Below are 20816 nucleotides of genomic sequence, written 5' to 3' on the forward strand. Positions count from 1 at the left end.
GTGATTGGTCGGGTGTATCACGGCCTTAACCGTCCGCCGTACAAACTGCCGGAACATAAAACCCGCAGCACCATTAAGACCAACTCCAGCAAAGGCGGCGATGGTTTTAATGAGATCCGCTTTGAAGATAAAAAGGGTGAAGAGCAGGTCTTCTATCACGCTGAAAAAGATGTTGATCAGCGAACCAAAAACGATCACCGCAGCTGGCTGGGTAATGACCGGCATAAAATTGTCGAAGGCAAAGTTTACAGTGAATATCGCAGCGATGAGCACCACCTGACCCAGGGCGATCAGTTTCAGCAGGTCAACAAAAACCAGCACATCACCATTGGTGAGTCTCAGTTCAGCGCTATCGCTGAAAAACTGATGCAGTATGCTGGCAGCGAGATGCACTATAAGGCAGGCAACCAGATCATTATCGAGGTAGGTACCGAGCTCACTCTGAAAGCGGGTAGTGGCCTGATTAAACTTGATCCCGGCGGTGTCACCATTGTGGGTGCAGGCCTCAAACTCAATGAAGGCGGCAGTGGTGGCAGCGCCGCCAAAGCCGGTCCCATACAGCCCAACCGCCCGCTGGAAGCGGATAACAGCGTAGCGGGCTTTGTCTCCGATCCAAAGCAAGCTGAAATCATCCAGGCCCCTCTGCCCCTCGACTTCCTTGAGAAAAAAGATGAAGTGCGTTTTAAAATCGCCCCGGTACCGGGCGCGAAGGGGTATGACGGCGTACCTTATAAACTTTATCGGGATGGAGCGTTAATTAGTGAAGGTTTAACCGGGCCTGGCGGGATGGTCTCTGCACACCATCAGGAAGGGGCTTCTCAATATGAGGTTGAGCTGTATAACGGTGCCCGAATTCAGTTTGATGTGCTGGAAAAATTCAGTGAGGGTGCTGAAGGCGAATTACAGAAGGCCTCCAACAGAGGTTTCAGGCGATTTGATGGGGCGGAGCATCCAGACGGCCTGAATGATCCGGATAAGTACCTGCGCCAGCAATATCAGGATGCAAAAGGAAAAATAGCGACAGGAGATGCCGATGACTAATATGGATATTCAACAGGCGGCAATTGAAGAACGGACTCTGCGCGGAACAGCAACACTAAACTGGTGGGCACAAAAAGAGAATAAATACGATCCCCGGCCGCACAGTGATATTAAGCCGTTAATAAATGGTGAAAGAGCCTTTGGCGCGGTTGAAGACGCAATAATACATGCTAAAAGCAGCATCGATATTATTAGCTGGGGGTTTGATCCCGCCATGCGGCTTAGCAGGCCTGAAAGTAAAGGGTTAAAAGGTAAGGAGATTGGCACACTGTTAGCGGAGAAAGCTAAACAGGGGGTTGAGGTTCGGGTACTGATTTGGAAGAACGCGCTGGCTAATTTTTTGGAAAATACAGTGGTGGGTGATGGGCTATTCAGTAGAGGAGGCACCATGGCCGGCTCAGGTATCATGTCGACCTCTTCCCCACACGATGCGTATCAGAATTTACTGGATGAACGGTTAGAGCTGATTGTGCTGCGTGATCGGTATAAACATCAACGTGGTGGTACTAATAGCCAGAAAAATCTGGAACGGATTGAATTTAGTTTAGCGCACATTGAAGAGCAGTTGAATAAAGATCATGACTATGGTGGCACAGTACGCGGCAGTGGTGGCACATTCATGGATGCGGATGCTGAAATTTATACCCGCGATTGGTTCAAGCAGGTTCATAGCGGAGGCTTTCCTGGCGTCGAATTTAAAACCCGTGACTTCGATAAGAAACTCGAAGAGCTTGAATTTCACCAGGCGAGGCACCCATATTTAGGCATGTTTTTCGGCCATCGGGAAAAGCTGATGCTGCGCTTACTGTCGGATAAACTGTCGGGTAGGGATGTCTCGTTAACATGGAAAATGGTTGGCGCGCTTGGATTCTTCCCCAGCCATCATCAGAAAATGGTGCTGACCGATTATATGCAGCCAGAAATCGCCCGGGGCTTTGTGATGGGGCATAACCTCCACCGCAATTATTGGGACACAGATGCCCATAACTTCGATGAACCCCGGCGGGACTGGGGGTTTGGTCCCTGGCAGGATATATCCACCGAGGTTAAGGGTCCTATTCTGTGTGATCTGAACGAAAACTTTTGTACCGCCTGGGATAGGGAATCTCATTTCTGGACCCGTTGGTGGGGGACTACGCTGGCTGACGTTCGTTCGAAGATCACCTATAAAGATTTTTATGATGTAAATTATAGTGGAATGGCTCAGATTATTCGTACACATCCGTATGATGGTCGCTCTGGTAAAGGACAGGAAACCTCAATACTGGAAAGCTACAAAAACGCGATCAGTAACGCGACTGACTTTGTCTATACCGAAAATCAGTACTTCCGTTATCCTCAGCTTGCAAAGTGGATGAAGGAACAGGCCATACTACTGAAGAAACAAGGGGCTAAGCGTGAGCTTTATTGGTTCGTAGTGACGAATACTGTTAAGAATAGTTTTTATTCCAGTAGCACCTACGAGATGATGCATGAGGTAGGTCAGGAACAGCTGATGCCACAGGTTCAGCGTGACCGGGTTTTTTTGTTAAAAGAGAAACGTCTCAGATTGAAGAGCTTAATGGCTAATCCGAGGCAGCGGTACCAGGACACAGGGTTGAGAAAAGAGATTCAGGATCTGGAGCAGGAGATCCGGTTGGATGCAGATGAACAGCAACGGTTGGAGCAGAGCGAAGCAGAGATCAACCGGATGGAAAAACTAGAGGAGATGGATGAAGAGGGGCAAGGCATGACCGTTGCCGAGCAGAAGGAATTGGAAGATCTTCGGAAAAAACATGGCTACAAACTGATCGAACCTCACCTGATTACACAGCCGGGGCTAAATGTGGTTGTTGCGACCCTGGTTAGCTTTAAAAAGCTTCCAGAAGGGAAATGTAAATACAAAGATATCTATATTCACAGCAAACTTCAGGTTGTGGATGACCACTACTTCCTGCTCAGTTCAGCCAACATTAATAAGCGTAGCTTAGAAACTGATAGTGAGTTGGGGGTTCATGCCCCCAGGCCTGATATTGCAAAACAGTTTACCGATCATCTTTGGAATCTGCATGCAGGGCGGAGGGAAGGCACCTCAAAAGATGATTTTTCTCATTGGGAAGAAACTGCAACAAAAAACTGGAAACGTCGTATGCAAAAGGAGCCGCTTACATGTTCTTTAACCCGATTCTGGGATACCCAGACACCCTACAGCAAGGCGCTGGACTAAACCGATGGTTACTATTACCGCTTTTTCTGATACTACTTTTAACCGGAGCTCCCGCCATGGCTTTTGAGTTTGAATGTGCCCGTCAGGCGGATTATCTACCACCACTGGATAAAGACGCCGATGAGCTGTTTATGCAGGCTCGTCGTGCAGAAGTGACACCAGGTAACACAGATGAGGAGAATATCAGTGGCCTCTATCAACTGGCGGCTGATAAAGGTCACTGGAAAGCGATGCACAATCTCAGCCGTCGTTATCTGGATGGGATAGGAGTGCCAACCGATAGCGGTAAGGCATTGGATCTCACCGAAAAACTGATCAAGATGAATGTCCCCATCGGGTATTACAATATGGCGGTGCTGCTTGAACGAGGGCGGGGTGTATACCAAGACCGGAAAGCCGCCTGGCAATATCTGCATAAGGCGGCGTCAATGGGCGAGCCCAATGCCTTGGTGCGAATTGGGCAGCATTATGGTTTTGATCTGCCAAAAGAGGATCAGGAGAATGAAAAGGCCGCTGCATACTATGCTTGTGCGGCACAGCAAAATAGCGCGTTGGGTCAACATGAGTATGCAGATTGGCTTGAAATAGTTGATAAGAATTACCCCAAAGCCGCCTACTATTATCTGCTGGCTGCTGGGGGGGGGGACTATCGTGCCGCCATATTTATACGAGGAGTCTTTCTTTATGGTGAACTAGGCTATGAAAAAGATGAAGCCTATGGCTTAAGGTTAAAAGGTTTTACGAAAAAGTTAGATAAAGACCCCCTCTATAAACTCCCTAATATAGCTGAGCGCTACCCGCTGCCTTACCACCCAACGCAGGGCCGCTATAACCCCGAAACCGACCAGAACGAGATGCCTGAATAAACGATGGATGTAAGATTAACAGCAAGGATGCTGAAAGCCGGTTGGTTGGTTATTTTACTACTAACCGGAGCTCCCGCCATGGCCTTTGAGTTTGAATGCGTCCGTCAGGTGGATTATCTGCCAGAACTGGATAAAGATGCCGATGAACTGTTTATGCAGGCCCGTTGAGCAGAGGTGACACCAGGTAACACAGATGAGGAGAATATCAGTGGCCTCTATCAACTGGCCGCAGATAAAGGCCACTGGAAGGCGATGCATAATCTTAGCCGTCGTTATCTGGATGGGATAGGAGTGCCAACCGACAGCGGCAAGGCATTGGATCTGACTGAAAAGCTGATCGAGATGAATGTCCCTATCGGTTATTACAATATGGCGGTGCTGTTAGAAAGGGGACGGGGTGTATACCAAGACAGGAAAGCTGCCTGGCAATATCTGCATAAGGCAGCGTCAATGGGCGAGCCCAATGCTCTGGTACGACTTGGAAAGCATTACGGATATGATCTGCCAAGAGAAGATCAGGAAGATGATAAGGCTGCAGCCTATTATGCCTGTGCAGCACAACAGAACAGTACATTGGGGCTGCATGTAGTGGATGAAAACTACCCTAAAGCCGCCTACTATTATCTGCTGGCTGCTGGGGGGGGGACTATCGTGCCGCCATATTTATACGAGGAGTCTTTCTTTATGGTGAACTAGGCTATGAAAAAGATGAAGCCTATGGCTTAAGGTTGAAAGGTTTTACGAAAAAGTTAGATAAAGACCCCCTCTATAAACTCCCTAATATAGCCGAGCGCTACCCGCTGCCTTACCACCCAACGCTGGGCCGTTATAACCCCGAAACCGACCAGAACGAGATGCCGTAACCGGCTTAATGATGACAAGGAGTGTCAGATTCAAATGTTAGCTAAATGGTTTTACTTGGCTGTTTTAACGATGACCCTGTGTGCCTGCAACAGTGAATCACAAGGGAAAAGCTCGATGACAGACAAGAGTACCGCCAACAGAGAACCCTTTGCTTGCGCTTTTGAAAAAGACCACCTACCTGATATTGATCCAGAGTTGGAAAAACAATATCAGGAGATCCGGGCTTATGAGAAAAAACAGATCCCCAATAAAGATGAAGTCAATATCACCAACCAGTATCAGCTATTAGCGGATCAGGGCCACTGGAAAGCGGCTAGTCAGTTAGCCATGCGTTACCTTCATGGACGCGGTGTAGAGCAAAGTTATTTTAAAGCACTGGAGTGGTTTCAGTGGATGGCTGACCGGGATATCCCTCTGGGGTATTACAACCTGGCGGCTATGGCGGAGAAAGGTCTGGCACTCAAGGAAGATAAAGAAGGTGCATGGCAGTACTATCATCGAGCAGCGCAGTTGGGAAGTCCTCAGGCGCAATATCGCTTGGGTGAGATTTATCTGTATCAGCGTCATGAGGATGCTGAAGGTGTGGCCTATCATCAGTGTGCGGCGAAACAAAATTACCGTGAGTCAGCCAATGCGCTGGCTGCATTCGCGAAAATTGTCGAAAAAAACTATCCTAAAGCTCTCTATTATTATCAGGTGGCGGCGGCGTTAGGTCGAAGACAAAGTATGCAAACTCTCGAAGGTGTGTTTCGAAATGGTGATTTTGGTTATGAGATAAATGAAGTTCTCGCTGAATGTTATGATAAGAAGTACTACCGTTTGCGAAAAAATCCTGATCTTAAATTTCCAAACCTGAACGAGCTTTGTCCTCTTCCTCCGCATCCGGAACAAGGTCTGTATAACCCCGAAACCGACCAGAACGAGATGCCGGAGAAATAAAAGATACTCTGAAAATTAAACGACAAGGATGTTAATGCTATGAAAAAAAAGTATGTCTCTCTTTATGTTATTGCCTTTTTTCTGTTGGTTGCCTCGGGCTTTGCACTGTTAGTTTTCCTGGCGGGCATAGCTGCTGCCGTGTCGGGGTCGGGGAATAGTGCTGGTGCGGAAACCCTGTGGAGCTTTGTTGTCGGATTATTCTGGTTGTCGATGGCTACTTTTGCCATAGCCATTGTTTCGCATATTCAATATAGCGTTGATAAATCCGTGACAGATAAACCCGAAGAGTTTGAGCTGGATCTGGATTCGGAAACGGAATAGCAGAAAGTTGATAAACCGGGATCTTACAAAAATGTTTCAGATAACCGGGTTATCCCGAACTGTCGTGTGTAACAGGAGTCTGGATTATGCCTGAACATTACCGAAAGTTTTATTGGCTGGGGCTCGCGTTGTTGGTGGGCTCAGTCATGATGATAATGGTTTCTCTCGGCGGCATCGCTGCCGGTGTTTCCGGATCAGGTGCCAGCCAGAGTACCGAAGACATGCTGGTGCTGTCGGTCTATGTTTTCTGGGGCTCTTGGGGTGTGTTACTGATGGCCGTAGTCCTTCATCTTAAGCAACGAGCCAATCGGTCGGCGCTGAATGACCAGTCTGGCTCTGATGAAACGGATAGCCGGTAAGCCTGGGAGGGCTTGCCCGGCTGTTGCTTCGATATTATCGTGAGAGCTCGGAGTTTATGACAATTGCCAGCGTCACAGACTTTTATCATCGCTTAATGCTGTCTTTATCCGCTCGACATCCAGCCCCTTAATCAGCTCCACCAGATTGGGAAAGATGGCGGCGTGATAGCCGTAGCCGCCGTTGATCATTTCATCCAGTGCCTGCTGTTTGCTCCAGCCCTGTTCGACAATCCGGTAGGTTGCTACCACGGTGCCGGTGCGGTCAGAACCGTGCCAGCAGTGCACCAGCAATGGTCCCTTGCTGTTTCTGATAATTCTCAGGGCTTCAATTAACTGATCTTCGGTGACTTTGCCGGTGCGTAGTTTCAGCTGATGGAGTGTTAGCGAGGTTTCGCCGGCTTCATCGTCATCGTTATGAAACTCTCTCAGGTTGAGCACCTCTTTGATGCCGAACGCCGCTATTTGGGGGAAGGCTTCGTCGCCGGGTTGTTCGGAGCGGTAAAGGTAATTATCAACACGGTAGAAATTGTCCAGTTCTGAGCCGATAACCGGGGTGGCCCAGACGTCGGGACGCAGTCGGGTTTCTGCATGGCTTATCGCGCTGAGTGCGAGCAGCAGAACGGTATAAAGTGCGGGAGTAGTGAAGCGAGTCATGGTGAAATCCTTTTCTTGTGAAAGCTGACTGTATCGTAACCGGAAAGGTTATAAAACCCTCGGCGCTGTCATCTTGCTGTCATGCCAACTTAATAAGCTGTGGGTATTAACCTTAATCGCCTACAGACCCAAGATGACCGTTTCGCAGATTATACCTGATCGTTATGCCCAGCTTAATGAACTGATTGAAACTGAACAGCTGTATCCCCATTTTCAGCCGATTGTCGATCTTCGGCGGGGTGAAGTATTGGGTCATGAGGCGCTGATTCGCGGGCCGGAAGGCAGTGAGTTGCATACGCCAGAGATGCTTTTTAACACTGCCATCGAAGCGGGACAGGAACATCGGCTGGAGCTGTTGTGTCGCCGACTGTCGCTGGAGGCTTTTGCCCGGTTATCACTGGAAGGAAAACTGTTTCTCAATATCAGCGCGTCCCTGCTGGGCACCCCGGAACATAAGCAAGGGTTGACTGCGCAATGGTTGGAGTCCCTTGAAATTCCTCTGGATTCCATTGTTATCGAGATTTCAGAGCAGCACCCGTTTGATAATTATGGACTTACCCTTGAAGCGATCAATTATTACAAACGCATGGGGTTTAAGGTGGCTGTTGATGATCTGGGAACCGGCTATTCAGGCCTCAAACTCTGGTCAGAGTTACAGCCGGATTACGTGAAGATTGACCGTCATTTTATTCATAATGTCGACCGGGAGCCGGTTAAACGTCAGTTTGTAAAGTCGATCTGCAGTATTGCTAATGGTGTCGGTTCCAAGGTGATTGTTGAAGGGGTGGAAACCCGTTCAGAGCTGGTCACTCTGAAGGAGCTGGGGGCGAATATTGGCCAGGGGTTTTATCTGGGGCGGCCAACCCAGACACCGAGAATGCTCTGTAATAGTGAAGAGTGGTTGCCCCGTAAACGGCGGGCTGGCAGTGAAAAGGATATGGCGGAAACGGCCGCTGTGCTGATTCATCCGGCGCCTGCACTGAGTTTCGATGATCAGATGGGGTATACCGCTAAACTGTTCCGGGAAAACCCGCTGTACGATATTCTGGCGGTGCTTGAGGAGGGCCGGCCGATCGGTACTGTACACCGGTCTGATCTGCTGGAGCTGTTCTCGACCCAATATGGCAGGGCTTTGTATGAAACGCGTCCGGTCACCCGTATTCTTGATACCAGGGCGATCATTATTGAATCGGACACCAGTCTGGAACAGGTATCCCGTCTGATAACCGAGCAGGATGCGGTCTATCTGCATCAGGGGCTGGTGATTACCAAGGATGGCCATTATCAGGGCATCGGTAACGTTCGGGATCTGTTGAAAAGGATCACCGAGCTGAAAATACGCAATGCCCGGTATGCCAACCCACTGACACTGCTGCCGGGCAATGTACCGATCAATCGGGAGATCGATGGGTTGCTGAAACAGACCGAGAGCTTTCGGGTGGCTTATTTTGATATCAACTATTTTAAGCCCTTTAACGATAGCTACGGCTATGTTAAAGGCGACCGGTTGATACAGTTGCTGGGTGAGCTACTCACCAATAATGCCAATGGTGAAAACTTTACCGGCCATATTGGGGGGGATGATTTTGTTGTGGTGTTTCGTACCGATGACTGGAAGGAGCGCTGCGAAAGGATTCTGCTGCAGTTTGACCAGGCTATAAGGGAATTTTATAGTCCAAAAGATCTTGAACAGGGAGGAATCTGGGCGTCCAGCCGTACCGGAGATTCGGTGTTCTATCCAGTTCTCAGCCTCTCTTGTGGTGTTGTCTACCCCGACCCCTATCGTTGTGTCAGTTATCATGAGGTCGCGGAACTCGCCGCCCAGGCCAAAAAAGAGGCGAAAAAGCGGGAGGGCAGTTATCTGTTTGTCTCCCGCCGTCGTAAATTACGCCTCAGCTGATCCGACCCTCTCGCCGGTTTCCTCTGATTGGGAGACCGCCTGACTGTTGGCTTCAGATACCGCTTGCGCTTTATTCACCCTGCGTCCCCAGAGTCGTCTCCTGAGTTCTGAGTTGGCCCAGCTCCTGAACCTTCCTGAAATACGCTTCAGACATGCTATATTGTCGCCCTGTCAACAGATCTGCATCTGTTACTCACATCGAGAGTCTGAATCCGGAGTTCTGATATGGCCCACTGGCAACCAAGATTTACCGCGGCGGATGCGGCGATTATTCAGCAGCAGCGCACCTGCGATGGTTTTTTTAAAATTAATCGCTTAACGATCCGCCACTCACTGTTTGAAGGGGGGGCGATTGAGATTGTGCGTGAGCAGTTTCAACGCGGTGATGCGGTGTGTGTACTGCTTTTTGATCCGGATAAAGAGAGCGTAGTGCTGGTGGAGCAGTTTCGTGTCGGTGCTCTGGGTAAAGCTGATAGTCCCTGGTTGCTGGAGTTGGTGGCGGGGATTGTTGAGCCGGGCGAGACACCTGACGATGTCGCCATGAGGGAAGCTCAGGAGGAAGCGGGTGCGGCAATTTACGATATTGTCCCGATTACCCGTTATCTGCCCAGTGCCGGTGGTAGTGATGAATACGTTGACTTGCTGTGTGCCCGGGTCGATAGCGCCGACGTGGGTGGTGTTCACGGTCTGGCTGATGAGGGTGAGGATATTCTGGTTCATGTGCTACCCTTTGCTGAGGTATGTGAATTGGTTGCAAACGGTACTATTGATAATGCTGCCACCATAATTGCGGTACAATGGTTACAGCTGAATCGGCAGCGATTGTTACAGCGCTGGGGTTGTGTGTAAGGCGGCCTCTGAGTATGCGATCTGAGTGTTGGAGAAGATGAAAAAACGTTATATCCCTGACCTGGTAAAGCAGATGGCCGATTGTGAGGCCAACTATCTGCGACTGATGCGGCTGATGCCGGATCTTGAACAGTGCGATGAGCGCGAGTTTGAGGTTCACTGGCATCAGCAGCAGAGCGTCGTTCGTCTGCGGGTTGAGGAGCGTTTTACCTACACCACCACCGTTCTGGTGTCACAAAGTTTTGATAGCAGCTGGCTGGAGGCCCCCAGTCTGGTGGTGCGGATCTATCATGATGCCCGGGCTGCTGAGGTGATCTGTCTGAAAAGCCGGCGTCATTTTCGCGGGGTTTACAACTACCCGAATGAGCGGATGCATCAGAAAGATGAAAAGGCACAGCTGAATCAATATCTGGGAGAGTGGCTCAGCCACTGTCTGACCCACGGTCAGGCCGCCGAACCGGTTTATAGTTTCTCATGATCCCGCTGGTTGTTGCGCAGATTACCGATTTTCACCTGCAGAATAATCCTGATCAGGATTATCGTGGTTTCAATGTTGAACAGCATCTGGACCGGGTGGTTGACGATCTGCTGTTACAGACGCCCGCGGTGGATATGATTATCTGCAGCGGTGATCTGGTGCACCATGGCGGGCCCGAAGGCTATCAGCGCCTGAGTCGGCGACTCGCCAGACTGCCGGTGCCGAGTTACTGGATTCCGGGTAATCACGATGATGCTCAGCTAATGCTTAAGTCTGGTGATCAGCAGGGTGGACAGCTGAACCAGCGCTCCGTTGTCGCGCAGGGGTGGGCGATCATCCTGCTGGACAGCACCGCAAGCCCCGATGGTCAGGGCGGTGGCAGTTTGTCATCGACTGAGCTGGCTTTTCTTGAACAGCAGTTGCAACAGTATTCTACCCATCACTGCCTGGTGGTCCTGCACCATAATCCGCTGCCGGTCGGGAGTAACTGGCAGGACCAGATTATGCTGGCCAATGCTGATCAGTTCTGGGCCGTTCTGGGGCAACATCATAGTGTCAGAGCAGTGATTAATGGTCATGTCCATCAGGCATCTGATCAACTACGTGGTGAGGTTCGGGTAATCATGACCCCTGCAACTTCGGTGCAGTTTAAAGCGGGCTGTCAGCAGATGGTTCTGGAGGATGATCCGGTGCTGCGGCAACCTGCATACCGCTTGCTGACGCTTCACCGGGATGGCCAGATAGAGACCTCGATCAAAAGAGTCGAGGGTTAAGGTTGCATCGCCCGGCGCTCTCCGGTACTTTACCGAAAACATGTATATATATACAGATAAAATAGCAGTAGTTAAAAAGGTTATTGATGGCACAGCCTCTGTTTCTCTATATTCACGGTTTCAACAGCTCTCCCGAGTCGTTTAAGGCGCGGTTTTTTGTTGACTGGATGACTGCTAAGGGGAAGGCCGACCAGGTGATTGTCCCTGCGCTGCCCCACTGGCCTGCTCAGGCTATCCGTCTGCTTGAGCAACTGATCGAAACCCACCGGGATCGCTCCATCACGCTGATCGGCAGTTCCCTGGGCGGTTATTACAGCACCTGGCTGGGTGAGAAGTATGATTTGCGTGCGGTACTGATCAATCCCGCTGTGCGGCCGTTTGAACTGCTGGAAGCGATGCTGGGGGAGCAGGGAAACTACTACAGCGATGAACGATATGAACTGACCCCTGAGCATCTGCAGCAGTTGTTACAGATTAACTGTCACAGTGTAAAAGAGCCTTCACGTTATCTGTTGCTGACCCAGACCGGGGATGAAACCCTGGATTACCGGGAGGCGGTAGAAAAGTTCAGGGACTCACCGATGCTGGTACAGCGGGGTGGTTCCCACGGTTTTGACCAATTTGAATCTGTTATACCGGCGATACTGGCATTTGCCGAAGGCCGGGTTGAGTTGCCTGCTGTCACTGACCTGACAATCGGGCGGATAAGGACTGAAACTTCCGATGAGTAACACCTATAACTCTGATGCAATTGAGGTACTGAGCGGGCTGGACCCGGTGCGGCGCCGTCCCGGTATGTACACCGAGACCGACCGGCCAAACCACCTGGCTCAGGAAGTGATCGATAACAGTGTCGATGAAGCGTTGGCGGGCCATGCGACGCAACTGGATGTCACCCTGCATAAAGATGGCGCGATCAGCGTCAGGGATAACGGCCGGGGGATGCCGGTGGATATCCACCCGGAAGAAGGGGTCAGTGGCGTCGAGCTGATCCTCACCCGGCTGCATGCCGGAGGTAAGTTTTCCAACGAGAACTACAACTACTCCGGTGGTCTGCACGGTGTTGGTGTGTCGGTGGTAAATGCACTCTCTAAGTTGCTGGAAGTGACCATCCGTCGCGGGGGGAATGTTTACCGGATGACCTATGCGGATGGCGAGAAGGTGTCCGATCTGGAGATCGTGGACAGCTGTGGTCAGCGCAACACCGGTACTGAGGTGCGCTTTTTAGCCGATCCGCAGTATTTTGATACCCCCAAATATCATCTGACCAAACTGCGCCATATGTTGCGCGCCAAGGCGGTGCTCTGTTCCGGTTTGCGGGTCACCTTTACGGATGCGACCGGTGCCACGAAAGAGAAAGATGAGTGGTACTACGAGGATGGTCTGGTGGACTACCTCAAAGGCACCACTCAGGTCTATGAAACCCTGCCGGAAGAGCCTTTTACGGTCTCCTTTCAGGGAGAGATCGACGCGATGGATGTGGCGTTGCAGTGGTTGCCTGAAGGTGGCGATCTGACCTGTGAAAGCTACGTTAACCTGATTCCTACCGCTCAGGGTGGCACCCATGTTAATGGTCTGCGAACCGGTCTGCTGGAAGCGATGCGGGAGTTCTGCGAGTTTCGTAATCTGCTACCCCGGGGGGTTAAAATCTCCGCCGAAGATATCTGGGAGCGTTGCTGCTATGTGCTCTCTGCGAAGATGCAGGACCCACAGTTCTCGGGACAGACCAAAGAACGGTTGTCGTCCCGCCAGATTGCGGGCTTTGTGTCCGGGGCAACCAAAGATGCTTTCAGTCTCTGGCTTAACCGTCATGTAGAAGATGGCGAGAAGCTGGCAGAACTGGTGATCAGCAATGCTCAGAAGCGACTGCGGTCGAATAAAAAGGTGATCCGTAAGAAGGTGACCTCGGGACCTGCGCTGCCGGGTAAGCTGGCGGACTGTACCGGTAATGACGCGATGCAGGGCGAACTGTTTCTGGTCGAGGGTGACTCGGCGGGTGGTTCAGCCAAGCAGGCGCGAGACCGGGAGTATCAGGCGGTGATGCCGCTGCGTGGTAAAATCCTGAATACCTGGGAAGTGGAACCCGGCGATGTGCTGGCCTCTCAGGAGGTGCATCATATTTCCATTGCGATAGGCGTCGAACCGGGATCGGATAACTTTGATGGTTTGCGTTATGGCAAGATCTGTATCCTCGCGGATGCGGACTCGGATGGTCTGCATATCGCCACCCTGCTGTGTGCGTTGTTTGTACGCCACTTCAAACCGCTGGTGTCCGCCGGGCACGTCTATGTGGCGATGCCGCCACTGTATCGTATTGATGTCGCTAAAGATGTTTTTTATGCCCTGGATGATAATGAGAAAGACAGTATTGTTGAGCGCATCAGGGCGGAGCGTAAGAACGCCAAGATCGGCGTACAGCGCTTCAAGGGTCTGGGTGAGATGAACCCACTGCAGCTGCGTGAAACCACCATGTCACGGGATACCCGCCGGCTGGTTCAGCTAACCATTGAGCCGGGCGATGGCACCAACGATGTGATGGATATGTTGTTGGCGAAGAAGCGTTCGCCGGACCGGAAAGAGTGGCTGGAAAGCAAGGGTAATCTGGCGGATATTTAAGCCTTTTCCTGTCAGGTTAAAGATCGCGCGAACAATGAGTTTATAAGCTCCGGGACAAAAAATGAGCGGAACAGTACATATCGATGAAGGCATTGAACGCCTGTCACTGAAAGAATATACCGAGAAGGCGTATCTGGATTACTCCATGTACGTCATTCTTGACCGGGCGCTGCCGAATATCGGCGATGGCCTGAAGCCGGTTCAGCGTCGTATCGTGTATGCGATGTCGGAACTGGGGCTGAAATCGACGGCGAAGTATAAGAAATCGGCCCGTACTGTGGGTGACGTGCTGGGTAAATTCCATCCTCACGGCGATAGTGCCTGCTATGAAGCGATGGTACTGATGGCGCAGCCATTCTCCTATCGCTACCCACTGATCGACGGTCAGGGTAACTGGGGTTCACCCGATGACCCTAAGTCTTTTGCCGCGATGCGTTACACCGAGTCCAAACTGGCAAGATACGCCGAGGTGCTACTCAAAGAGGTGGGACAGGGGACGGTCGAGTGGGGGCCAAACTTTGATGGTACCCTTGAGGAACCGATGACCCTGCCTGCCCGGCTGCCCAATATTCTGTTGAACGGCACCACCGGGATTGCGGTGGGTATGGCGACCGATATCCCGCCCCATAACCTGCGGGAGGTCACCGAGGCCTGTATCAAACTGCTGTCCAGACCAGGGATGAGCATCGAAGAGCTGTGCGAGATAGTGCCGGGGCCGGATATGCCCACCGATGCTGAGCTGATCACCCCGCGCCACGAACTGCAGAAAATGTATGAAACCGGTAAGGGCAGCCTGCGTGCCCGTGCCGTTTACAGTCGCGAACAGGGCGATATTGTGATTACTGCTCTGCCCTATCAGGTGTCCGGGGCGAAAGTGCTGGAACAGATTGCGCAGCAGATGCAGCAGAAAAAACTACCGATGGTGTCGGATCTGCGGGACGAGTCTGACCATGAAAATCCGACCCGTCTGGTGATTGTGCCGCGCTCCAACCGCATCGATGTTGAGCAGCTGATGGCGCACCTGTTTGCCAGTACCGATCTGGAGCGCACCTACCGCGTTAACATGAATATGATCGGTATTGATGGCCGCCCTAAGGTGAAAAACCTTAGAGAGATCCTCACCGAGTGGCTGGTTTATCGTACTGAAACGGTGCGTCGCCGGCTGCAATTCCGCCTGGATAAGGTGCTGGCCCGGCTGCATATTCTTGAAGGTCTGATGGTCGCCTATCTCAATATTGATGAAGTGATTGAGATCATCCGTACTGAAGAGAAGCCGAAGCTGGTGATGGTTGAGCGTTTTGGTATCACTGAGATTCAGGCGGAAGCGATTCTTGAGATCAGGTTGCGTCAACTGGCCAAACTGGAAGAGATTAAGATCCGTGGCGAGATCGATGAGCTGACCGAAGAGCGGAACTATCTTGAAGAGATTCTGGGCTCTGAAAAGCTGATGCGCAAACTGATCCGTGATGAGCTGAAAGCCGATGCCAAAGAGTATGGCGATGATCGCCGTTCACCCATCGTTGCCCGGGAAGAGGCAAAAGTGATGGATGAGAAAGCGTTGCTGACCGCTGAACCGATTACTGCGGTGATCTCCAAGCAGGGCTGGATCCGTTCTGCCAAAGGTCATGATATTGATCCGGAGGGGCTTAGCTATAAATCCGGTGACGGCTTTAAACTGGCGTGTCTGGGACGTATGAATCAACCGGTCATTCTGATGGACACAACCGGACGGGCCTACTCACTTGAAGCGCATACTCTGCCATCAGCGCGGGGGCAGGGTGAGCCGGTTACCGGCAAGCTGACACTGCCAAAAGGCGCCACCATCGATGGTGCTATCGCGGGTAAGGATGACGATGCGGTGTTGCTGGCGTCGGATGCCGGTTATGGCTTCGTGACAAAAATTGCCGATATGACCAGTAAGACCCGCACCGGTAAAGCAGCCCTGACGCTGCCAAAAGGCGCTAAAATAATGCCGCCGATGCGTTTGAAAAATAAGGCAACAGATCTCCTGGTGGCCGTGACTAACGAGGGGCGGATGCTGGTATTTCCGGTTAAAGATCTGCCGGAGCTGGGCCGGGGTAAAGGTAATAAAATTATTAATATCCCCTCCGCCCGGGCGGCTTCAAGAGATGAGCTGCTGGTGGCGATGGTGACGCTGTCTGCCGAGGATACACTGCAGGTCAACTCCGGTCGTCAGCATCTGAAGATGAAGCCTTCCGATCTGGAACACTATCGCGGTGAACGGGGGCGTCGGGGTAACAAACTGCCCCGCGGCTATCAGCGGGTCGATTCCCTCGATGTGATTGTTAAAGCCTCGGCTGAAGAGCCTGTCTCCGACGCTGAATAGCGCCACTGATATGGATAAAAGAGTGATCTTCGGTCACTCTTTTTTTTATATTTTACGCTCTGCATCGGGCGTCAGGTGACTATTTTAGTCCCGGGTGGCTGAAAAATAGCCACTCAGAGTACGCAATTGCTTCCTTCTTGATCAAGTTATCTGTAAAATACCGCGCCTGACACTCTCCCGAATGGTTGTTTTTTAGTCAGTATTTGCAACCGCTCAGGATAATTAAACTGCCCTGTATCAACTGACAATACAGGTATTACCCCCCGCGAACATGCGCCTGAATCGTGTTCGCTGTATAGGAAAAAGCATGACCGAAAGCTTTGCTGACTTATTTGAAGAATCCCTTGAACTCGTTGCAATGGTACCTGGTACCCTGGTTATGGGTGAAGTTATCGACATCGATAGTGACTGGGTTACCGTAAACGCTGGACTGAAGTCTGAGGCAGTTATTGCCCGCAGCCAGTTCCTTAATGATGCCCAGGAACTTGAAGTTCAGGTGGGTGACATGGTTAAGGTTACTCTGGAAAGCGTTGAAGATGGTTCCGGTGAAACACGCCTGTCCCGTGAGAAAGCGAAGCGCGCTGAATCCTGGGGTGTTCTGGAAACTGCATTCGAAGCTGAAGAAACTGTTAAAGGTTACATCAGCGGTACTGTTAAGGGTGGCTTCACCGTTACCGTTAACAAGATCAATGGCTTCCTGCCAGGTTCACTGGTAGATGTACGTCCGGTTAAGAACGTTGACCACCTGATGGGTCAGGAACTGGAATTCAAACTGATCAAGCTGGACCAGAAGCGCGACAATATCGTTGTTTCTCGTCGTGCTGTTCTGCAAGAAGCTAACAGTGCGCAGCGTGATGAGCTGCTGAGTACCCTGGAAGAGGGTCAGCAGGTTAAAGGTTACGTTAAGAACCTGACCAACTACGGTGCATTCGTAGATCTGGGCGGTGTTGACGGCCTGCTGCATATCACTGATATGGCCTGGAAGCGTATCTCTCATCCTAGCGATATGCTGACACCGGGTGATGAGATCACTGTACAGATCATCAAGTTCGATAAAGAGACTAACCGTCTGTCTCTGGGTCTGAAGCAGCTGAACGAAGATCCATGGTCTTCTATCCTGGCGCGTTTCCCTGCTGGCACTAAGGTTCCTGCTCGTGTAACTAACCTGACTGACTACGGCTGCTTCGCGTCTATCGAAGATGGCGTTGAAGGTCTGATCCACGTGTCTGAAATGTCCTGGACTAACAAGAACATCCACCCATCTAAAGTTGTTCAGGTGAACGACGAAGTTGAGGTTATGGTTCTTGATGTTGATGAGAAGCGTCGTCGTATCTCTCTGGGTATGAAACAGTGCATCGCTAATCCATGGTCTACTTTCGCTGAGCAGTTTGCTGCGGGCGACAAAGTGACTGGTACTATCAAGACTATCACTGACTTCGGTATCTTCGTGGGTCTGGATAACGATCTGGACGGTCTGGTTCACATGTCTGACATCTCCTGGGATGCGGATAGCGAAACTGCGCTGCGTGAATACAAGAAGGGCGAAGAGGTTGAAGCCGTTATCCTGTCTATCGATGCTGAGAAAGAGCGTATCTCTCTGGGTATCAAGCAGCTGGAAAGCGATCCGTTCTCTGAGTATGCTGCTGCAAACGACAAAAACGCTATCGTTAAAGGTATCGTTAAGTCTGTAGACGCTAAAGGCGCGAACATTGAGCTGGCTGAAGGCATTGAAGGTTACCTGAAAGTGTCTGATATCAGCATCGATCGCATCGAAGATGCTTCGACTGTCCTGAAAGTAGGCGACGAAGTTGAAGCGAAGATCGTTAACCTGGATCGTCGTAACCGTTCTATCACTCTGTCTATCAAGGCTAAAGACCAGGCAGATGAGAAAGCGGCTATCAAAGCTGTGGCTGATGCTCCGGTTGAGACTGCTGGTCCTACCACTATCGGTGACCTGATCAAGGCACAGATGGAAGCGAAGAAGTAATACTTCTTTAAGCGATAAAAAAAGGAGCGCTGATGCGCTCCTTTTTTTTACCCTGCCGTTGGCTTGTCAGACGGTGAAACGTTCCGAAATCTCTTTCAGATGTTCAGCCAGCCGTGCCAGCTCTTCGCAGGTCTGAGCGATCTGGTTGGAGCCTTCTGCGCTGTCAGTTGATACACCGTTTATCTTAACCACACTCTGGTTGATCTCTTCAGAAACCAGGCTCTGCTCTTCCGAGGCACTGGCAATCTGAATGGTCATCGCGTTGATTTGTTCAACCGCTACAGTGATCTCATTTAAAGACTTTCCGGCTGTCAGGGTTTGCTGAACCACTGTGTCAGCTTCGGTGCTGCTGGCCTGCATCGCATTAACGGCGGCTTTGGTTCCTGACTGTAAGCGCTCGATCACCTGGGCGATCTGCTGTGTTGATTCAGCTGTTCGGCTGGACAGCGATCTGACCTCATCGGCAACCACTGCAAATCCCCGTCCCTGCTCGCCTGCGCGCGCCGCTTCGATTGCAGCATTAAGAGCCAGCAGATTGGTCTGTTCAGCAATGTTGTTGATCACTTCCAGTATGTTGGCGATGTTCGTGCTTTCAGCCTCCAGAGTATGAGTCAGTTCAGCAGACTTGGCTAATCGTTCTGAGAGGGTTTGTACTGCAGTAATGGTTGCATCAACGATCTGTTTTCCGGACTCTGCGGCTTCAGCTGCCAGCGTGGATGCCGAAGCGGCGTCCTGAGTGTTCTTGGCAACTTCGTGAACCGTCGCGGTCATCTCGGTCATGGCGGATGCAACCAGTGAGGTTTCATCCTGCTGTTGCTCCATTCCGCGACTTGTTTGAGCCGTGGTGGCGGATAGCTCTGTGGCTGAGCTGGCAACCTGTGATGTTGCAGCGGTGAGTTCCATAATAAGGTCGTGAAAGCTGGTCATCATCTCATTAAATGCCAGTCCCATGGCGCCAAATTCATCTTTATTCCGGATCTCTGAGCGAAGTGTCAGATCTTTAGTCTCAGCGGCTCTGGAGATGACAGTGGTTAGTGCTTTAACCGGGTCAATGATTGATTTGGCAATCAGTGCTGATACGACTCCCATAATGATCAGAACTATCGCCAGGATCTCTACTTCCTGCCAGAACACATGCCAGAACTCTTCATCAATATCGTGGGTAAATACGCCGGTGCATATTATCCAGTTCCATTGAGGGTGAAGGCGAGCAAAGGAAATTTTCCTTTGTGGTTCCGAGAGGCCAGGGTGAGGCCACAGATATTCGACAAAGCCCCCTGTGCTGTTCTGTGTTGCGGCTTTAACTAACTCCTGCATAAACAGCGTGCCGTTGTTATCTTTCATATCCGCGACGCTGCTACCTTCAAGCTTCTTATTAGTTGGGTGCATTAGCATTTTGGACTGAGTATTGAGAACAAAGAAATACTCATCTTCGCCATAACGCAGGCTTCGGATTGACTCCAGAGCGCTTTGTTTGGCCGCTTCCTCAGACTTTTTCCCCGACTCAACCATTTTCTGTTGATGGTCAATTAATGAGTAGGCGGCGCCGGTAAGGTTTTCCATCTCCATTTTTCTCTGATCGAGAAGGTCCCCTTGAAGTTTTAACAGGGAGAGCGTAACAATCATGATCAGGCTGATAATGGCGATTGCAACCAATAGCAAGAGCTTTGACCGGACGCTGACGCTCCGAAGTAGTTGATTCATGTATATACTCCTTCCATATACAGAGATGTATGCTGAGGATAATCCCAACCGTGGCTATACGTTGTAGCACAGGCTTTGGGTCATTTCTGATAACAATTAGTCTGAGAGAAATGTTGTATCAGGGAGATTAGCTCTCTGCCTTATAATAAAGTTATAGCGTAGTGTTACGGCGGGAGTTGATCTTCATCAACTTTAACGAAGGCTAATGCTCGGATTGGGTAGAATAGCCGTGCATCCGGATGACGTGTCAGCCAGCGGTGCGGTGTCATTCAGTTGCGGTGGGTAAACAGCAGCCCGATGCCAGCACTTGCCAGCAGGGTGCCGCAGCTGCGATTAAATAGCTGCCGTTTAAGCGGTTCAGCAAACCACTGGCGCAGATAGAGGCCAAACAGTGCGTAAATCGCAACCGCCAGCCACTCAAGCAGCAGGAAGGTGACCCCCAGTGTAAAAAACTGCAGGCCTGCTGGTGCCTCAGTTGTGACAAACTGCGGTAAAAAGGCGGTGAATATCAGGATCGCTTTAGGGTTACCTGCAGCGAGAAAGAACTCCTGCTGCATCAGTTCAAGCTGTTTCTTATTCTCCTGTGTCTGCGCTGTCTCCCCGCGGCTGGTATCGGCTGTCCAGAGCTTGAATGCCAGCCAGAACAGATAGCCGGCACCGACAACTTTTATCACCGTGAAGATAACTTCGGATGTGTGCAGGACAACGGCAAGTCCGGCTGCTGCGAGGAAGATCATCCCCGCGAAGGCGATCAGTCGTCCTGCACCGGCAAATAGGGCGCTATGAAAGCCATAACGCGTGGCATTGTTCATCGCCATCAGATTGTTGGGGCCTGGGGACATGTTCAGTGCGAAACATGCTGGTATAAACAGCAGCAGTGTCATTATATCCATGAGTCTGACCGGTTATTGT

At 51.0% G+C, this 20816-nt stretch carries 19 protein-coding genes; 16 read left to right on the top strand and 3 right to left on the bottom strand.

Going from position 1 to position 20816, the window contains the following annotated elements; all coding sequences use genetic code 11:
• The 8 genes from BMY09_RS20505 to BMY09_RS20540 form a co-directional block, all read left to right on the top strand.
• On the top strand, positions 1 to 1041 hold a 1041-nt coding region (locus tag BMY09_RS20505), incomplete at its 5' end, for a bacteriophage T4 gp5 trimerisation domain-containing protein (protein WP_425424965.1).
• Entirely contained in the window at positions 1034 to 3247 is a 2214-nt protein-coding gene (locus BMY09_RS22090) for a phospholipase D-like domain-containing protein (RefSeq protein ID WP_175483615.1), read from the top strand. The genes BMY09_RS20505 and BMY09_RS22090, both read left to right, overlap by 8 nt.
• A 56-nt stretch (positions 3248 to 3303) precedes the next feature.
• Positions 3304 to 4113, top strand: a complete 810-nt coding sequence (locus BMY09_RS20520; protein WP_175483616.1) for a tetratricopeptide repeat protein — start codon at positions 3304 to 3306, stop codon at positions 4111 to 4113.
• Positions 4114 to 4116: 3 nt separating this feature from the next.
• Positions 4117 to 4281, top strand: coding sequence for a hypothetical protein (locus BMY09_RS22255; RefSeq protein ID WP_175483617.1), 165 nt, complete (start codon positions 4117 to 4119; stop codon positions 4279 to 4281).
• A 6-nt stretch (positions 4282 to 4287) separates the two neighbouring features.
• Entirely contained in the window at positions 4288 to 4809 is a 522-nt protein-coding gene (locus BMY09_RS20525) for a tetratricopeptide repeat protein (RefSeq protein WP_091361968.1), read from the top strand.
• Between the two features lie 201 nt (positions 4810 to 5010).
• Complete coding sequence (locus BMY09_RS20530) at positions 5011 to 5916, top strand: tetratricopeptide repeat protein (protein ID WP_245756645.1); 906 nt, start codon at positions 5011 to 5013, stop codon at positions 5914 to 5916.
• Positions 5917 to 5955: 39 nt separating this feature from the next.
• Complete coding sequence (locus BMY09_RS20535; RefSeq protein ID WP_091361972.1) at positions 5956 to 6237, top strand: hypothetical protein; 282 nt, start codon at positions 5956 to 5958, stop codon at positions 6235 to 6237.
• An 86-nt stretch (positions 6238 to 6323) separates the two neighbouring features.
• Positions 6324 to 6596: a hypothetical protein gene (locus BMY09_RS20540; protein WP_091361974.1), complete on the top strand. Its 273-nt coding sequence runs from the start codon at positions 6324 to 6326 to the stop codon at positions 6594 to 6596.
• A 72-nt stretch (positions 6597 to 6668) separates the two neighbouring features.
• Here the strand turns inward: BMY09_RS20540 and BMY09_RS20545 are convergent, their stop codons facing one another.
• Complete coding sequence (locus BMY09_RS20545; protein ID WP_091361976.1) at positions 6669 to 7250, bottom strand: phosphatase domain-containing putative toxin; 582 nt, start codon at positions 7248 to 7250, stop codon at positions 6669 to 6671.
• Between the two features lie 133 nt (positions 7251 to 7383).
• On the opposite strand from BMY09_RS20545, the gene BMY09_RS20550 reads away from it, so the two are divergent.
• From BMY09_RS20550 to rpsA, 8 genes are all read left to right on the top strand, one after another.
• On the top strand, positions 7384 to 9150 hold the full coding sequence (locus BMY09_RS20550) for a GGDEF domain-containing protein (protein ID WP_091361977.1): 1767 nt from the start codon (positions 7384 to 7386) through the stop codon (positions 9148 to 9150).
• A 225-nt stretch (positions 9151 to 9375) separates the two neighbouring features.
• A complete protein-coding gene (locus BMY09_RS20555) occupies positions 9376 to 9999 on the top strand; it encodes an NUDIX domain-containing protein (protein WP_091361979.1) in 624 nt (207 codons plus the stop codon).
• 37 nt (positions 10000 to 10036) lie between these two features.
• Positions 10037 to 10477 (top strand): DUF1249 domain-containing protein, encoded by a 441-nt coding sequence (locus tag BMY09_RS20560; protein WP_091361980.1) that lies wholly within the window; start codon positions 10037 to 10039, stop codon positions 10475 to 10477.
• The gene (locus tag BMY09_RS20565; RefSeq protein WP_091361982.1) at positions 10474 to 11250 is read left to right on the top strand and encodes a phosphodiesterase; all 777 of its coding nucleotides are present in this window, start codon (positions 10474 to 10476) and stop codon (positions 11248 to 11250) included. Before BMY09_RS20560 ends, BMY09_RS20565 begins: the two co-directional genes overlap by 4 nt.
• 86 nt (positions 11251 to 11336) lie before the next feature.
• A complete protein-coding gene (locus BMY09_RS20570; RefSeq protein WP_091361984.1) occupies positions 11337 to 11981 on the top strand; it encodes a YqiA/YcfP family alpha/beta fold hydrolase in 645 nt (214 codons plus the stop codon).
• Positions 11974 to 13866: a DNA topoisomerase IV subunit B gene (parE, locus tag BMY09_RS20575; protein WP_091361986.1), complete on the top strand. Its 1893-nt coding sequence runs from the start codon at positions 11974 to 11976 to the stop codon at positions 13864 to 13866. Before BMY09_RS20570 ends, parE begins: the two co-directional genes overlap by 8 nt.
• A gap of 61 nt (positions 13867 to 13927) precedes the next feature.
• The gene (parC, locus tag BMY09_RS20580; RefSeq protein WP_091361987.1) at positions 13928 to 16213 is read left to right on the top strand and encodes a DNA topoisomerase IV subunit A; all 2286 of its coding nucleotides are present in this window, start codon (positions 13928 to 13930) and stop codon (positions 16211 to 16213) included.
• A gap of 307 nt (positions 16214 to 16520) precedes the next feature.
• Positions 16521 to 18200, top strand: a complete 1680-nt coding sequence (gene rpsA / locus BMY09_RS20585; RefSeq protein WP_091361989.1) for a 30S ribosomal protein S1 — start codon at positions 16521 to 16523, stop codon at positions 18198 to 18200.
• A gap of 66 nt (positions 18201 to 18266) precedes the next feature.
• Here rpsA and BMY09_RS20590 read toward each other — a convergent pair whose 3' ends face one another.
• Both BMY09_RS20590 and BMY09_RS20595 read right to left on the bottom strand, forming a co-directional pair.
• Positions 18267 to 19904 (bottom strand): methyl-accepting chemotaxis protein, encoded by a 1638-nt coding sequence (locus tag BMY09_RS20590; protein WP_091361991.1) that lies wholly within the window; start codon positions 19902 to 19904, stop codon positions 18267 to 18269.
• Positions 19905 to 20173: 269 nt separating this feature from the next.
• On the bottom strand, positions 20174 to 20797 hold the full coding sequence (locus BMY09_RS20595; RefSeq protein WP_091361994.1) for a LysE family translocator: 624 nt from the start codon (positions 20795 to 20797) through the stop codon (positions 20174 to 20176).
• Between the last annotated feature and the right edge of the window lie 19 nt (positions 20798 to 20816).

The sequence above is a fragment of the Amphritea atlantica genome (assembly GCF_900111095.1).
GTDB lineage: Bacteria > Pseudomonadota > Gammaproteobacteria > Pseudomonadales > Balneatricaceae > Amphritea > Amphritea atlantica.

Bases quoted from the DNA above. Each gene is read 5' to 3' on its own strand.
- BMY09_RS22090 (WP_175483615.1), top strand. From the start codon at position 1,034: ATGACTAATATGGATATTCAACAGGCGGCAATTGAAGAACGGACTCTG.
- BMY09_RS20530 (WP_245756645.1), top strand. From the start codon at position 5,011: ATGTTAGCTAAATGGTTTTACTTGGCTGTTTTAACGATGACCCTGTGT.
- BMY09_RS20565 (WP_091361982.1), top strand. From the start codon at position 10,474: ATGATCCCGCTGGTTGTTGCGCAGATTACCGATTTTCACCTGCAGAAT.
- BMY09_RS20555 (WP_091361979.1), top strand. From the start codon at position 9,376: ATGGCCCACTGGCAACCAAGATTTACCGCGGCGGATGCGGCGATTATT.
- BMY09_RS20535 (WP_091361972.1), top strand. From the start codon at position 5,956: ATGAAAAAAAAGTATGTCTCTCTTTATGTTATTGCCTTTTTTCTGTTG.
- BMY09_RS20540 (WP_091361974.1), top strand. From the start codon at position 6,324: ATGCCTGAACATTACCGAAAGTTTTATTGGCTGGGGCTCGCGTTGTTG.
- BMY09_RS20545 (WP_091361976.1), bottom strand. From the start codon at position 7,250: ATGACTCGCTTCACTACTCCCGCACTTTATACCGTTCTGCTGCTCGCA.
- BMY09_RS20520 (WP_175483616.1), top strand. From the start codon at position 3,304: ATGGCTTTTGAGTTTGAATGTGCCCGTCAGGCGGATTATCTACCACCA.
- parE (WP_091361986.1), top strand. From the start codon at position 11,974: ATGAGTAACACCTATAACTCTGATGCAATTGAGGTACTGAGCGGGCTG.
- BMY09_RS22255 (WP_175483617.1), top strand. From the start codon at position 4,117: ATGGATGTAAGATTAACAGCAAGGATGCTGAAAGCCGGTTGGTTGGTT.
- rpsA (WP_091361989.1), top strand. From the start codon at position 16,521: ATGACCGAAAGCTTTGCTGACTTATTTGAAGAATCCCTTGAACTCGTT.
- BMY09_RS20570 (WP_091361984.1), top strand. From the start codon at position 11,337: ATGGCACAGCCTCTGTTTCTCTATATTCACGGTTTCAACAGCTCTCCC.
- BMY09_RS20595 (WP_091361994.1), bottom strand. From the start codon at position 20,797: ATGGATATAATGACACTGCTGCTGTTTATACCAGCATGTTTCGCACTG.
- BMY09_RS20550 (WP_091361977.1), top strand. From the start codon at position 7,384: ATGACCGTTTCGCAGATTATACCTGATCGTTATGCCCAGCTTAATGAA.
- BMY09_RS20590 (WP_091361991.1), bottom strand. From the start codon at position 19,904: ATGAATCAACTACTTCGGAGCGTCAGCGTCCGGTCAAAGCTCTTGCTA.
- BMY09_RS20560 (WP_091361980.1), top strand. From the start codon at position 10,037: ATGAAAAAACGTTATATCCCTGACCTGGTAAAGCAGATGGCCGATTGT.
- parC (WP_091361987.1), top strand. From the start codon at position 13,928: ATGAGCGGAACAGTACATATCGATGAAGGCATTGAACGCCTGTCACTG.